This is a genomic window from Rhodococcus ruber NBRC 15591, assembly GCF_001894945.1.
GTDB lineage: Bacteria > Actinomycetota > Actinomycetes > Mycobacteriales > Mycobacteriaceae > Rhodococcus > Rhodococcus ruber.
In genome coordinates this window covers 14,569-28,179 of record NZ_BCXE01000043.1, presented here as the reverse complement: position 1 = coordinate 28,179, position 13,611 = coordinate 14,569, and the positions used below count along the sequence as shown (strand labels likewise).

The following is a 13,611-nucleotide window of genomic DNA, read 5'->3' as shown; positions in this document are numbered from 1 at the left end:
GGCGGTCGGGAACCGGAACGTGTCGGTGGGCGCGCCTACCATGGTCCAGGGCCGAGTTGCGCGACGTGACGTCGGTGAATCGAGATGCGACCGGATCCGACCATCCAGGGGATCCGACGAGGAGGGACGTGGCGTGGCGGATCGCCTGATCGTGCGTGGCGCGCGGGAGCACAACCTGCGGGGGATCGACCTGGACCTGCCGCGTGACAGCCTGATCGTCTTCACCGGCCTGTCCGGGTCGGGCAAGTCGAGCCTGGCGTTCGACACGATCTTCGCCGAGGGGCAGCGCCGCTACGTCGAGTCGCTGTCCGCCTACGCGCGCCAGTTCCTCGGCCAGATGGACAAACCCGACGTCGACTTCATCGAGGGCCTGTCACCGGCGGTGTCCATCGACCAGAAGTCCACCAACCGGAACCCGCGCTCGACCGTCGGCACCATCACCGAGGTCTACGACTACCTGCGCCTGCTGTACGCCCGCGCCGGCACAGCGCACTGTCCGCAGTGCGGGGAGCGGATCGCCCGGCAGACGCCGCAGCAGATCGTCGACCAGGTCCTCGACATGGAGCAGGGCACGCGGTTCCAGGTGCTCGCACCCGTCGTGCGCACCCGCAAGGGCGAGTTCGTCGACCTGTTCGAACAGCTGACCGTGCAGGGGTACGCCCGCGTGCGGGTCGACGGGGTGGTCCATCCCCTCACCGATCCGCCGAAGCTGAAGAAGCAGGAGAAGCACGACATCGAGGTGGTCGTCGACCGGCTCGCGGTCAAGTCCGGTGCCAAGCAGCGGCTCACCGATTCGATCGAGACCGCGCTGCGCCTGGCGGAGGGCATCGTCGTCCTCGACTTCGTCGACCGGGACGAGAACGCGGCCGACCGCGAGCGCCGCTTCTCCGAGAAACTCGCCTGCCCCAACGGGCACCCGCTGTCCATCGACGAGCTCGAACCCCGGTCGTTCTCGTTCAACTCCCCGTACGGTGCCTGCCCCGAGTGCACCGGCCTCGGCATCCGGAAGGAGGTCGACCCGGAACTCGTCGTGCCGGACCCGGAACTCAGCCTCGAGGACGGCGCGATCGCGCCCTGGTCGATGGGGCAGACCTCCGAATACTTCACCCGGCTGCTGTCCGGGCTGGCCGACATCATGGGCTTCGAGATGTCCACCCCGTGGAACAAGCTGCCGGCCAAGGCCCGCAAGGCCATCCTCGAGGGCAGCCCGGAACAGGTGCACGTCCGCTACAAGAACCGGTACGGCCGGACCCGGTCGTACTACGCCGAGTTCGAGGGCGTGATGCCGTTCCTGCACCGCCGGCTCGAACAGACCGAATCCGAACAGATGAAGGAACGGTACGACGGGTACATGCGGGAGATCCCGTGCCCGGCGTGCGAGGGGGCGCGGCTGCGTCCGGAGATCCTGGCGGTGACGGTCGCCGCGGGCGAGCACGGGCACAAGTCCATCGCCGAGGTCTCCGACCTGTCCATCGCCGAATGCGCGGAGTTCCTCGGCGCGCTGACCCTCGGGGCGCGGGAGGAGGCCATCGCCGGGCAGGTGCTCAAGGAGATCCAGGCACGTCTCGGGTTCCTGCTCGATGTGGGACTCGAGTACCTCACCCTCTCCCGCGCGGCCGGCACCCTGTCCGGTGGGGAAGCGCAACGTATCCGGCTCGCCACCCAGATCGGCTCGGGCCTGGTCGGTGTCCTGTACGTCCTGGACGAGCCGTCCATCGGCCTGCACCAGCGCGACAACCGCCGGCTTATCGAAACCCTCACCCGGCTGCGTGATCTCGGCAACACCCTGATCGTCGTCGAGCACGACGAGGACACCATCCGGGCGTCGGACTGGGTCGTCGACATCGGGCCGTACGCCGGTGAGCACGGCGGTCGGGTGGTGCACACCGGCCCGTACAAGGAACTGCTCGACTGCACCGACTCGCTCACCGGCGCGTACCTGTCCGGCCGCCAGCGGATCGAGGTGCCGCAGCAGCGCCGGCCGGTCGACCGCAAACGTCAGGTCACCGTCGTCGGCGCGCGCGAGAACAACCTGCGCGGCATCGACGTGGCCTTCCCGCTCGGCGTGCTCACCGCGATCACGGGCGTCTCCGGCTCCGGCAAGTCGACCCTGGTCAACGACATCCTCGCGACGGTCATGGCCAACAAGCTCAACGGCGCGCGGCAGGTGCCCGGCCGGCACACCCGCGTCAACGGGCTCGACCAGCTCGACAAGCTCGTCCAGGTCGACCAGTCGCCGATCGGGCGTACGCCGCGGTCGAATCCGGCCACATATACCGGTGTGTTCGACAAGATCCGCACCCTGTTCGCCGCGACCACCGAGGCCAAGGTGCGCGGCTACCAGCCGGGCCGGTTCTCGTTCAACGTCAAGGGCGGCCGGTGCGAGGCGTGCTCGGGCGACGGCACGCTCAAGATCGAGATGAACTTCCTGCCCGACGTGTACGTGCCGTGCGAGGTGTGCCACGGGGCCCGCTACAACCGCGAGACCCTGGAGGTGCACTACAAGGGCAAGACCATCGCCGAGGTGCTGGACATGCCGATCGAGGAGGCCGCCGAGTTCTTCGAGCCGGTCACCTCGATCCACCGCTACCTGCGCACCCTCGTCGACGTCGGCCTCGGGTACGTGCGCCTGGGCCAGCCCGCCCCGACCCTGTCCGGCGGCGAGGCCCAGCGCGTCAAGCTCGCCGCGGAACTGCAGAAGCGGTCGACGGGCCGCACCGTGTACGTGCTCGACGAGCCCACGACCGGACTGCACTTCGAGGACATCCGCAAGCTGCTCGGCGTGATCAACGGTCTCGTCGACAAGGGCAACACGGTGATCGTGATCGAACACAACCTCGACGTGATCAAGACGGCGGACTGGATCATCGACATGGGCCCCGAGGGCGGCTCGGGCGGCGGCACCGTCGTTGCGCAGGGCACACCCGAGGACGTCGCCGCCGTCGAGGGCAGCTACACCGGCAGGTTCCTGAGCGAGGCGCTCGCCGAGCCCGTCGCGCCGGAGCCGGCGCCCGCCCGCAAGCCGGCACGCAAGCGCGCACCACGGAAGGTGGCAGCGGCGAGCTGACCCTGACGGCGCCGACGCGCCGCGGACCGCAAAGGGGGGACCGTGACGCGGATGTTCGTCGAGGCTCGTGTCCGTGGGGTCGTCGCCGTGCTGGTGACGAGCATGCTGCTCACGGCCGGGGTCGCGGCGGCGCAGCCGCCGAGCCGTGAGACGGACCCGCCGGGCAGCGTCGTCCGGGTCGAGCCCCTACCGCGGCAGTGGTGGCTGCCCGGCGCGGTCGCCGCCTCGGTGGTCACCTACCGCACCACCGGCCCCCGCGGGGTGCCGGCCCTGAGCACCGGCGCGGTGTTCGTGCCGCCCGGTGCCGCGCCCCCCGGTGGCTGGCCGGTGATCTCGTGGGGGCACGGCGCCGTCGGGATCGCGGACCGGTGCGCCCCCACGGTCGACGGCCGCATCGACAACGGATACCTCGCGCACTGGCTCGCCCAGGGATACGCCATCGTCGCCACCGACTACGTCGGCCTCGGCACCCCCGGCGTGCACGCCTACCTCGACGCGTCGTCGGAGGCGCACGCCGTGATCGACATGGTGCGGGCCGCCCGGACGGTGGAACCGTCCCTCGGGCCGAGCTGGGTCGCACTCGGCCAGTCGCAGGGCGGCCAGGCCGTCATGGTCGCGGCCTCCCTCGCGACCCGGTACGCACCCGAACTCGACTACCGCGGCGCCGTCGCGCTGGGCGTGCCGTCCAACATCGAGCACCTCGTGCCGCTCGGCGACCCCGCCTTTCCGCCGCTGCCGCTCACCGGCACCGCCGTGTTCATCGCCTACCTGCTGGCCGGGATGCGCGCGACCTACCCCGAGGTCGAAGTCGACCGCTTCCTCAGCCCGCGGGGCCGCGACGTTCTCACCCGGCTCGAGGACCTGTGCTACCGGGAAGCTGCGGCCGAGTTCGCGGACCTGTCGATCGGCGATCTGCTGGCGCGGCGCACCGACGACCCGGCCCTGGTCCGCGCCGCCCGCGACATGCTCGAGATTCCCACCCGCGGCTACGATCGCCCCCTGTTCCTCGGTCAGGGCCTGACCGACAGCGTCACCCCGGCGCCGTTCACGGTCAAGCTCGTCGCCGACCTGACCGCGGCCGGTACGCGATTCGTGTTCCACCCGTATCCGGCCGGTCACCTCGAGACGATGCGCGCCTCGCTGTCCGACGCGACGGCGTTCGTCCGCGACCTGTTCGCCCCGGGTGGGTGACCTCACCCCTCAACGGCGAGCTGCCGCGTCGAGCACCGCCGCGAGTTCGGCGGGACGCGACCACATCGGCCAGTGCCCGGTCGGCAGATCCACATACTGCACGTCGGCGATCCGGCCGAGCTCACTCGCCACGGGGTGCCCCGCCTGCGCCATCTGCCGGATCGACGCGGACGGAAAGCTCGTGCACACGACGGTCGTCGGGACCGCCAGGCGCGCGTCCCCGCGCAGGGCGAGCGGGGTCCGCGCCGGACCGGCCGGATGCGGCACCGCCCGCCCCCGGAACCGGTCCAGCGCGGCGCCGTCGAGTCCCATCAGGCTGTTGCCGGCCGCTTCGAGTTCCGCCCACGGCGGCAGCGGAATCTCCGCCACGGCGGCATCGAGATCCGGCCGCAGCGCGGCGGCCTCCGGCAACGGGCCGGTGTCGACGTACACCAGGCGGGCCACGTCCGCCGGGACCCGGTCCGACGCCGCGTACGCGACCGGGCCGGCGCCGCTGTGCGCGACGACGACCGCACCGCCCGCCACCGCCTCCACGACGGCACCGACGTGGTCGTCGAGCGTGATGCCGGAGCGGTCGGCCCGGACGGACTCGAGCCCGGGCAGTGTCAGGGCGTCGACCCGATGCCCCTGCGCCCGCAGATCCTCGGCGACGGCCTCCCACGCCCACGCGCCGAGCCAGAATCCGGGAACGAGGACCAGGTGCGTGCCCATGACCACCATCCTCGGGCATCCCGGTGACGGTGCGGGCCACCGACACGGTCGCCCGCAGGAACGACACTGTTCAACCGGGCGCAAACCCCGCGAAACTCCGCGCCCCTACGGTGGGCGCATGACCGGTGCGCACGGCGACCTCGCGGCCCTCGCCGCCGCGCTCGACGAGCTGCGGGACGGCCTCGTCACCGCGGCCGGCGCCGACGAGCGCTGGGCGCAGGCGCACCCCGCTCACCGGGCCGGCGCGGAGAACCTGGCGCACTACGTCGCGCTGCGGCGCCGCGACATCCGCGAGCTGCAATCCGAACTCGCCGCGTGGGGACTGTCGTCGCTGGGACGCGCCGAAGCCCACGTCCTGGCCTCCGTCGACGCGGTGCGCCGCGCCGTGGCCGGCCTCGCGGACCTGCCCGAGGTCGACACCCGCCCCGGCCCGGTCGACTTCGTCACCGGCGAACGCCTGCTCGAACGCAACGCCGCCGCCCTGCTCGGCCCCGTCCGCGGTGGCCGCCGGACCCGCATCATGGTGACGCTGCCGAGCGAAGCGGCCACCGACGCCGACCTCGTCGACCGGATCGTCGGGGCCGGTGCCGAACTCGTCCGGATCAACTGCGCCCACGACGAACCCGACGCGTGGGCCGCCATGATCGAGCACGTGCGCCGCGCCGAACGCGCCCACGGCCGGCACGTCACCGTCACCATGGACCTCGCCGGCCCGAAGCTGCGCACCGGCCCCGTCGCCCCCGGTCCCGCGGTGGTGCACGCCAAACCCGAACGCGACGCGCTCGGCCGCACCGTCGCGCCCGTCCAGGTGCGGCTCACCCGCCCCGGCTCCGCGGCCGCCCCCGGCGAGGTGGTCGTCCCCGTCGCCGACGAGCTGTGGCTGGCCCGGCGCCGACCCGGCGACCGCATCACTTTCCGCGACACCCGCGGTTCCAAACGCACCCTGGTCGTCACCGGCACCGCCGCCGGGGACGTACGCACCGAACTGACCGACACCGCCTACCTCGTACCCGGCACCCGGCTGACCGCGCGCGGCGACGCCACCGCCGTCGCGGCGCTCCCGCCACGCGAACGCAAACTCACCCTGCACGTCGGCGACGAGCTGATCCTGGACCCGGACCTCACCCCGGCCGACCCGGACGCCCATCCGCCCCGGATCGGCTGCACCCTGCCCCGGGTGTTCGACGACACCCGGATCGGGCACCGGATCTTCTTCGACGACGGCCGGATCGGGGGGATCGTCGAGGAGGTCGGCCCGGAACGGCTGCGGATCCGCATCACCGACGCGGACCTGCGCGGCTCCCGGCTGGGCACGGCCAAGGGCATCAACCTGCCCGACACCGAGTTGCGGCTGCCGGCGCTCACCGACGAGGACCTGGACCGGTTGCCGTTCGTGGTCACGCACGCGGACGCGGTCAGCCTGTCCTTCGTCCGCAGCGCCGCCGACGTCGCGCGCCTGCAGGACCGGCTCGCCGAACTCGGCGGTGCCCGCCTCGGGGTGATCCTCAAGGTGGAGACGGTGGCGGGCTTCGAGAACCTCCCGGCCATCTTGTTCGCGGCCCTGCACTCACCCCGGGTCGGGGTGATGATCGCGCGCGGCGACCTCGCCGTCGAGGCCGGGTACGGCCGGCTGGCCGAGGTGCAGGAGGAGATCCTGTGGGTGTGCGAGGCGGCGCACGTCCCGGTGATCTGGGCGACGCAGGTCCTCGACACCCTCGCGCGCACCGGCCGTCCCTCGCGCGCGGAGATCACCGACGCCGCGGCGTCGGGCCGCGCCGAATGCGTGATGCTCAACAAGGGCCCGTACGTCGACCACGCGGTGCGGTTCCTCGACGACGTGCTGTGTCGGATGGCCGACCATCAGCGCAAGAAGGACTCGCTGCTGCGGCGCCTGCGGGCCTGGGAGGAGCCGGGCGTGCCGCTGCGGTGAGACCGGCCCGGGTCAGAAGACCGGGCCGGTGTACTTCTCGCCGGGACCCTTGCCCGGCTCGTCCGGGTAGGCCGACGCCTCCCGGAAGGCCCGCTGCAGCGCCTGCAATCCCTCGCGCAGCGGCCCGGCGTGCGGGCCCAGGTACTCCACTGACGCGGTGACCAGCCCGGCCAGGGCGGTGATCACGCGGCGCGCCTCGTCCAGGTCGCGGTGGGTGCCGGCCTCGGGATCCTCGTCGGCCAGGCCGAGCTTCTCGGCGGCGGAACTCATGAGCATCACGGCGGCGCGGCTGATCACCTCGACGGCCGGGATCTCGCCCAGGTGCCGGACGTCGTCGGCCACGGTGGGATCGGGGGTGTCGGTCATGACTTCACGATCCCACCCGCCGCACGCTGCCGCGAGAGCGGGTCGGGCCGCAGCCGGCGATTCGATCGCGGGGCCGAAGTTTGCTAGGCTGTGGGACACGACCGTCCGCGCGCACTGCGCGTGGGCAGCAAAGTGGAGTCCGACTCCCACCTCTGCGCGACCCATGACCTGGTCATGATCTCCGCTCAGTGGTCCGGTCCGCCGCCCTCCGGGATGTCCGGGGAGTGTGCGCCCCGAGTGATCGGGGGACGAGAACGCACGACCGTCGAGTCGTGCGGTCCGTCGGGCCGGTCGGTATTCGGACCCCGCCCGGTGCGCGAGCACCGTCGGCGGGGTTTTTCGTCGGAAGTCGGCCCCATGTGCTGCGGCGCGGTCACCCGGACCGCACCGCTCTACCTAGGAGGCCCCATCAGCGCTGAGACCCGCATCAACGAACGCATCCGAGTTCCCGAGGTCCGGCTCGTCGGACCCGGCGGGGAACAGGTCGGAATCGTGCGTGTTGAAGATGCACTCCGCCTGGCATACGAAGCCGATCTCGATCTGGTCGAGGTGGCCCCTGACGCCCGTCCACCGGTCTGCAAGATCATGGACTACGGCAAGTTCAAGTACGAGGCTGCCCAGAAGGCGCGCGAGTCGCGCAAGAACCAGCAGCTGACCGTCATCAAGGAGCAGAAGCTCCGACCGAAGATCGACGACCACGACTACGAGACCAAGAAGCGCAACGTGGTGCGTTTCCTCGAGGCCGGGTCGAAGGTCAAGGTGACGATCATGTTCCGTGGCCGCGAGCAGTCCCGCCCCGAACTCGGGTTCCGGCTGCTGCAGCGCCTCGGCGCCGACGTCGCCGATCTCGGCTTCATCGAGACCGCCCCCAAGCAGGACGGTCGGAACATGACCATGGTCCTGGCGCCGCACAAGGGCGCCAAGACCCGCGCCAAGGCGCAGGAGACCGCTCAGGCCTCCGTCGCCAGGCCGGCTCCTGCCGCGGACAAGCCTGCGGCAGGCGACGGCACCGCGTAGCTCCGCCGGTCGACCGGGCCCACCGCCCGGCCGGCCGCTGCGCGCGTGCCGGACGAACACGAGTAAATCCCCGACGAACTGAGGACTCCATGCCCAAGTCGAAGACCCACAGCGGCACCGCGAAGCGATTCAAGGTGTCCGGCAGCGGAAAGATCCTGCGCCAGAAGGCCGGCCGCCGCCACCTGCTCGAGCACAAGTCCTCCCGGGTGACGCGTCGCCTCGATGGCAAGGCCACCGTCGCCGACGTCGACGTCCCGCGCGTCAAGCGCATGCTCGGCATCTGAGCTTCCTTCCCCGACCGACCCCCGGGGGCGATCGACTGCCCCCCGAGATTGACAGGACATATCAGTGGCACGCGTGAAGAGGGCCGTCAACGCCCAGAAGAAGCGCCGTTCGATCCTCGAGGCTTCCAAGGGCTACCGCGGGCAGCGCTCGCGTCTGTACCGCAAGGCCAAGGAGCAGCAGCTCCACTCGCTGACCTACGCCTACCGCGACCGTCGCGCGCGCAAGGGTGACTTCCGCAAGCTGTGGATCAGCCGCATCAACGCCGCTGCCCGCGCCAACGACATCACCTACAACCGCTTCATCCAGGGCCTGAAGGCCGCGGGCGTCGAGGTGGACCGCAAGATCCTCGCCGAGCTCGCCGTCTCCGACGCCGAGGCGTTCGCCGGCCTGGTCGCCGTGGCCAAGGCCGCGCTGCCCGCCGACGTCAACGCGCCGGCCGACGCCGCCTGAGCGCAGCGCCGAGACGACGCTGAACGACACACCGGCACAGGAACGACCCGTGGACCCGCTCACCGAGCGCACCCCGCGGGTCGTTTCTGCTGTCAAACTGCTGCGCACCGCCGACCGCCGCAAGGCCGGCCGCTTCCTCGCCGAGGGCGAGAACTCCGTCGGCGAGGCCCTCGCCACGGCCGTCGTGCACGAGGTGTTCGTCACCGAGGCCGCCGCCGCCCGCTACCACGGTCTGCTCGACGCCGCCCACCGCCGGGGCGTGCGGGTCTGCACCGTCACCGAGCGGGCCGCCACCCGGCTCTCGGACACCGTCACCCCGCCGGGCATCGTCGCCGTGTGCGATCTGCTCGACGTGCCGCTCGCGCGGGCCCTGACACCGTCGCCCCGGCTGCTCGCCGTGCCCGTCGGGATCGCCGAGCCCGGCAACGCCGGCACCGTCATCCGCGTGGCCGACGCGGTCGGCGCCGACGCGGTGGTCCTCGCCGGCGACAGCGTCGATCCCCACAACGGCAAATGCGTCCGGGCCTCCGCGGGCAGCGTGTTCCATCTCCCGCTCGCCCGGGAACGCGACACCGGTACGGTTCTCGACGCACTCGCCGCCGCCGGACTGCAGGTGCTCGCCACCGCCGCCGACGGCGAGGTCGATCTCGACGACGCCGACGAGCTGCTCGCCGCCCCCACCGCCTGGCTGTTCGGCAACGAAGCGCACGGTCTCGACCCGGCGGTCGCGGCACGGGCGGACCATCGGGTGCGCATTCCCATCCGCGGCCGCGCCGAATCGTTGAACCTTGCCACCGCGGCCTCGATCTGCCTGTACGCGAGCGCGCGCGTGCAGCATCGCGCCGACAGGGCCGTGCCCTGACGGGACCCGGCCATCACCTAGGATTCGGGTGCTGCGCTGGCGCGATCCGCTCGACGCCGAACGTGGCACCACACCCACTGTTCGCCCGAAGAAGGAGATGCACCGGTCGTGGCCAAGAATGAGGGCGGCACCCCGCCGGCAGTCGATCCGAGCGCCCTGAGCGAGGAGTCGCTCGCCGCGTCCACCCAGGCCGCACTGAAGGCGTTCGCCGCCGCCACCGACCTCGACGCACTCGCGCAGGCCAGGATCGACCACCTCGGCGACAAGGCTCCCGTCTCCCTCGCCAAACGCGCCCTGGGTAGCCTGCCCGGCAACCAGCGCGCCGACGCCGGCAAGCGGGTCAACGCCGCTCGCGGCGCTGTCACCGCGGCGTACGACGAGCGCCGCGCCGTGCTCCTCGCCGAGCGCGACGCCGCGGTCCTCGTCGCCGAGGCCATCGACGTCACCCTCCCCGCCGGCCGCCGCCCCGCCGGTGCGCGGCATCCCATCACGATCATCTCCGACCAGATCGCGGACGTGTTCGTCGGCATGGGCTGGGAGATCGCCGAGGGCCCCGAGGTCGAAACCGAGCACTTCAACTTCGACGCGCTGAACTTCCTGCCCGACCATCCCGCCCGCACGATGCAGGACACCTTCCACATCGCGCCGGAGGGCTCACGGCAGGTGCTGCGCACCCACACCTCGCCGGTGCAGGTGCGCACCATGCTGCACCGGGACATCCCCATCTACGTGGTGTGCCCCGGCCGCACCTTCCGCACCGACGAGCTCGACGCCACGCACACCCCGGTGTTCTCCCAGATCGAAGGCCTCGCCGTGGACAAGGGCCTGACCATGGCCCACCTGCGCGGCACCCTCGACGCGTTCGCCCGCGCCCTGTTCGGACCCGAGACCCGCACCCGGATGCGCCCGAACTACTTCCCGTTCACCGAGCCGTCCGCCGAGGTGGACGTGTGGTTCCCCAAGAAGAAGGGCGGCGCCGGCTGGGTCGAATGGGGCGGCTGCGGCATGGTCAACCCCAACGTGCTGCGCGCGAGCGGCATCGACCCGGACGAGTACACCGGCTTCGCGTTCGGCATGGGCCTCGAGCGCACCCTGCAGTTCCGCAACGGCATCTCCGACATGCGCGACATCGTCGAGGGCGACATCCGCTTCACCCTCCCCTTCGGGGTGCAGGGCTGACACCGCCCGACCCGAGATCCGACTACCGAACCGACCGAAAGAGCTGAGCGAAAAGTGCGAGTAGCGCAGTCCTGGCTGACCGAGATCCTGCAGCGCGCCACCCCCGAGTGGGACGTCACTGCCGAGGAACTCGACGCGGGATTCGTCCGGGTCGGACTCGAGGTGGAGGAGGTCGACACCCTCGCGCGCATCGACGGCCCCCTCGTCGTCGGCCGCGTCCTCGAGATCACCGAGCTCACCGAATTCAAGAAGCCCATCCGATTCTGCCAGGTCGACGTCGGCGAGGACGCCCCGCGCGGCATCGTGTGCGGCGCCCGCAACTTCGCCGAGGGTGACCTGGTGGTCGTCGCACTGCCCGGCGCGGTGCTGCCCGGCGGCTTCGCCATCGCCTCCCGTAAGACCTACGGCCAGGTCTCCGACGGGATGATCTGCTCCGTCGCCGAGCTCGGGGTCGGCAAGGACCACTCGGGCATCCTCGTGCTCGAGGAGGGCACCGCCGAGCCGGGCACCGACGCCAACGACCTCCTCGGCCTCGGCGACACCGTCATCGAGCTGAACATCACGCCCGACCGCGGCTACTGCTTCTCGTTGCGCGGCCTGACCCGCGAACTCGCGTGCGGCTTCGACCTCGAGTTCGCCGATCCCGCGCACGTCGCACCCCACCCCGCCGACGGCCCGGCGTACCCCATCCGGCTCGAACGCGAAACCGGCGCCACCCGCTTCGCTGCCCGCAAGGTCACCGGCATCGACCCCCATGCCGTGTCCCCGTGGTGGCTGCAACGGCGGCTGCTGCTGTCCGGCATCCGCCCGATCTCCCCGGCGGTCGACGTCACCAACTACGTGCTGCTCGAGCTCGGCCAGCCGCTGCACGCCTTCGACGCCGCCACCCTCCGCGGTGAGCTCGTCGTCCGGCGTGCGAAGGCGGGGGAGAAGCTGACGACACTCGACGGCGTCGAACGCACCCTCGATCCCGAGGACGTCGTCATCACCGACGACTCCGGGGTGATCTCCCTCGCCGGCATCATGGGCGGCGCCGCGACCGAGGTGAGCGGCACGACCACCGAGGTCCTGCTCGAGGCCGCCACCTGGGATCCGCTGGCCGTGTTCCGCAGCGCCCGGCGCCACAAGCTGGTGAGCGAGGCGGGCAAGCGCTTCGAGCGCAACGTCGACCCCGAAGTGGCGCTGCCGGCCCTGGACCGGGCCGCGGCGCTGCTCGTGGAGATCGCCGGTGGCCGCGTCGAGCCGGTCCTGACCGACCTGTCCGTCCCCGTCGAGCCGGTCTCGATCCGCATGGACATCGACCTGCCCGACCGCACCGCCGGGGTCGCCTACCCGACCGGCACCGCCGCGCGCCGGCTCACCCAGATCGGGTGCGGCGTCGAGGTCGGTGTCGGCCCGGACGGACACGGCCAGCTCGTGGTCACCCCGCCGACCTGGCGTCCCGACCTGCGTCAGCCCGCCGACCTCGTGGAGGAGGTGCTCCGGCTCGAGGGGCTCGAACAGATCCCGTCCGTGCTCCCGGCCGCCCCGGCGGGCCGCGGACTGACCCCGAGCCAGAAACGACGTCGCGCCGTGGGCCGCGCCCTGGCCGCCGACGGTCACGTCGAGGTGCTCGCCCCCGTCTTCCTGCCGGCGCACGTGTTCGACACGTGGGGTCTCGCCGCCGACGACCCCCGCCGCACCACCACGACGGTCCTCAACCCGCTCGAGGCCGATCGTCCCGAGCTGGCGACGACGCTGCTGCCCGGCCTGCTCGAGGTGCTCGCCCGCAACGTGTCCCGAGGTCAGCGCGACCTGGCGCTCTATGCGATCGCGCAGGTCGTCCTGCCCGGCCCCGGCACCCGGCCGGTGCCGCCCCTGCCGGTGGACCGGCGCCCCACGGACGAGGAGATCGCGCTGCTCGAGGGCTCGCTGCCTGCGCAGCCCGTCCACGTCGGGGCGGTGCTGTGCGGCCTGCGGGAACCCGCCGGGCCGTGGGGGCCGGGCCGGCCCGCGGACGCGACCGACGCGTTCGCCGCGGCCGAGACCGTCGCGGCCGCCGCGGGTGTCCGGCTGCAGCGCCGCGCCGCGCAGTACCTGCCGTGGCATCCGGGCCGCTGCGCCGAACTGCTGGTCGACGGTGTCGTCGTCGGTCACGCCGGTGAGTTGCATCCGGCAGTGCTCGAGCGGGCCGGGCTGCCCGCCCGCACGTGCGCCTTCGAACTCGACCTCGACGCGCTGCCGATGGTGGAGTCGCTGCCGGCGCCGAAGATCTCCCCGTTCCCCGCTGTGCTGCAGGACGTCGCCGTCGTCGTGGCCGAGGAGATCCCGGCCGCCGACGTCGAGGAGGCGCTGCGCGCGGGCGGCGGCGAACTGCTCGAAGACATCCGCCTGTTCGACGTGTTCGAGGGGGCGCAGGTGGGGGAGGGGCGTAAGTCGCTCGCCTTCGCTCTGCGCTTCCGCGCGGCAGACCGCACCCTCACGGAGGACGAGGCCAGCGCGGCCCGGGACGCCGCTGTGGCCGCGGCCGGCACGGCGGTCGGCGCCGAACTGCGGCACTGAGCCACCGCCGCG

Annotated in this window: 11 protein-coding genes; 9 read left to right on the top strand and 2 right to left on the bottom strand. The window is 72.1% G+C overall.

What is annotated here, in order from left to right:
• Window positions 1-133: 133 nt before the first annotated feature.
• Window positions 134-3,067, top strand: coding sequence for an excinuclease ABC subunit UvrA (uvrA, locus tag RR3_RS23690; RefSeq protein ID WP_017681579.1), 2,934 nt, complete (start codon window positions 134-136; stop codon window positions 3,065-3,067).
• 51 nt (window positions 3,068-3,118) lie between these two features.
• Window positions 3,119-4,258, top strand: coding sequence for a lipase family protein (locus RR3_RS23685; RefSeq protein ID WP_064066719.1), 1,140 nt, complete (start codon window positions 3,119-3,121; stop codon window positions 4,256-4,258).
• 9 nt (window positions 4,259-4,267) lie between these two features.
• Here the strand turns inward: RR3_RS23685 and RR3_RS23680 are convergent, their stop codons facing one another.
• The gene (locus tag RR3_RS23680) at window positions 4,268-4,969 is read right to left on the bottom strand and encodes an alpha/beta fold hydrolase (protein WP_064066718.1); all 702 of its coding nucleotides are present in this window, start codon (window positions 4,967-4,969) and stop codon (window positions 4,268-4,270) included.
• 118 nt (window positions 4,970-5,087) lie between these two features.
• Here RR3_RS23680 and RR3_RS23675 point away from each other — a divergent pair, with 118 nt between their 5' ends.
• Window positions 5,088-6,899, top strand: coding sequence for a pyruvate kinase (locus RR3_RS23675; RefSeq protein ID WP_064066717.1), 1,812 nt, complete (start codon window positions 5,088-5,090; stop codon window positions 6,897-6,899).
• A 12-nt stretch (window positions 6,900-6,911) separates the two neighbouring features.
• Here the strand turns inward: RR3_RS23675 and RR3_RS23670 are convergent, their stop codons facing one another.
• Complete coding sequence (locus tag RR3_RS23670) at window positions 6,912-7,265, bottom strand: DUF1844 domain-containing protein (RefSeq protein ID WP_003937961.1); 354 nt, start codon at window positions 7,263-7,265, stop codon at window positions 6,912-6,914.
• 357 nt (window positions 7,266-7,622) lie between these two features.
• Here RR3_RS23670 and infC point away from each other — a divergent pair, with 357 nt between their 5' ends.
• The 6 genes from infC to pheT all read left to right on the top strand — a co-directional run bounded on the left by infC (window position 7,623) and on the right by pheT (window position 13,599).
• On the top strand, window positions 7,623-8,282 hold the full coding sequence (gene infC / locus RR3_RS23665; protein ID WP_017681575.1) for a translation initiation factor IF-3: 660 nt from the start codon (window positions 7,623-7,625) through the stop codon (window positions 8,280-8,282).
• An 89-nt stretch (window positions 8,283-8,371) separates the two neighbouring features.
• On the top strand, window positions 8,372-8,566 hold the full coding sequence (gene rpmI, locus RR3_RS23660) for a 50S ribosomal protein L35 (protein WP_010595371.1): 195 nt from the start codon (window positions 8,372-8,374) through the stop codon (window positions 8,564-8,566).
• A gap of 64 nt (window positions 8,567-8,630) precedes the next feature.
• Window positions 8,631-9,017: a 50S ribosomal protein L20 gene (gene rplT, locus RR3_RS23655; protein WP_003937964.1), complete on the top strand. Its 387-nt coding sequence runs from the start codon at window positions 8,631-8,633 to the stop codon at window positions 9,015-9,017.
• A gap of 49 nt (window positions 9,018-9,066) precedes the next feature.
• Window positions 9,067-9,879: a TrmH family RNA methyltransferase gene (locus RR3_RS23650; protein WP_010595372.1), complete on the top strand. Its 813-nt coding sequence runs from the start codon at window positions 9,067-9,069 to the stop codon at window positions 9,877-9,879.
• 108 nt (window positions 9,880-9,987) lie between these two features.
• A complete protein-coding gene (pheS, locus tag RR3_RS23645; RefSeq protein WP_010595373.1) occupies window positions 9,988-11,058 on the top strand; it encodes a phenylalanine--tRNA ligase subunit alpha in 1,071 nt (356 codons plus the stop codon).
• 54 nt (window positions 11,059-11,112) lie between these two features.
• Window positions 11,113-13,599 (top strand): phenylalanine--tRNA ligase subunit beta, encoded by a 2,487-nt coding sequence (gene pheT / locus RR3_RS23640; protein ID WP_010595374.1) that lies wholly within the window; start codon window positions 11,113-11,115, stop codon window positions 13,597-13,599.
• Window positions 13,600-13,611 lie beyond the last annotated feature (12 nt).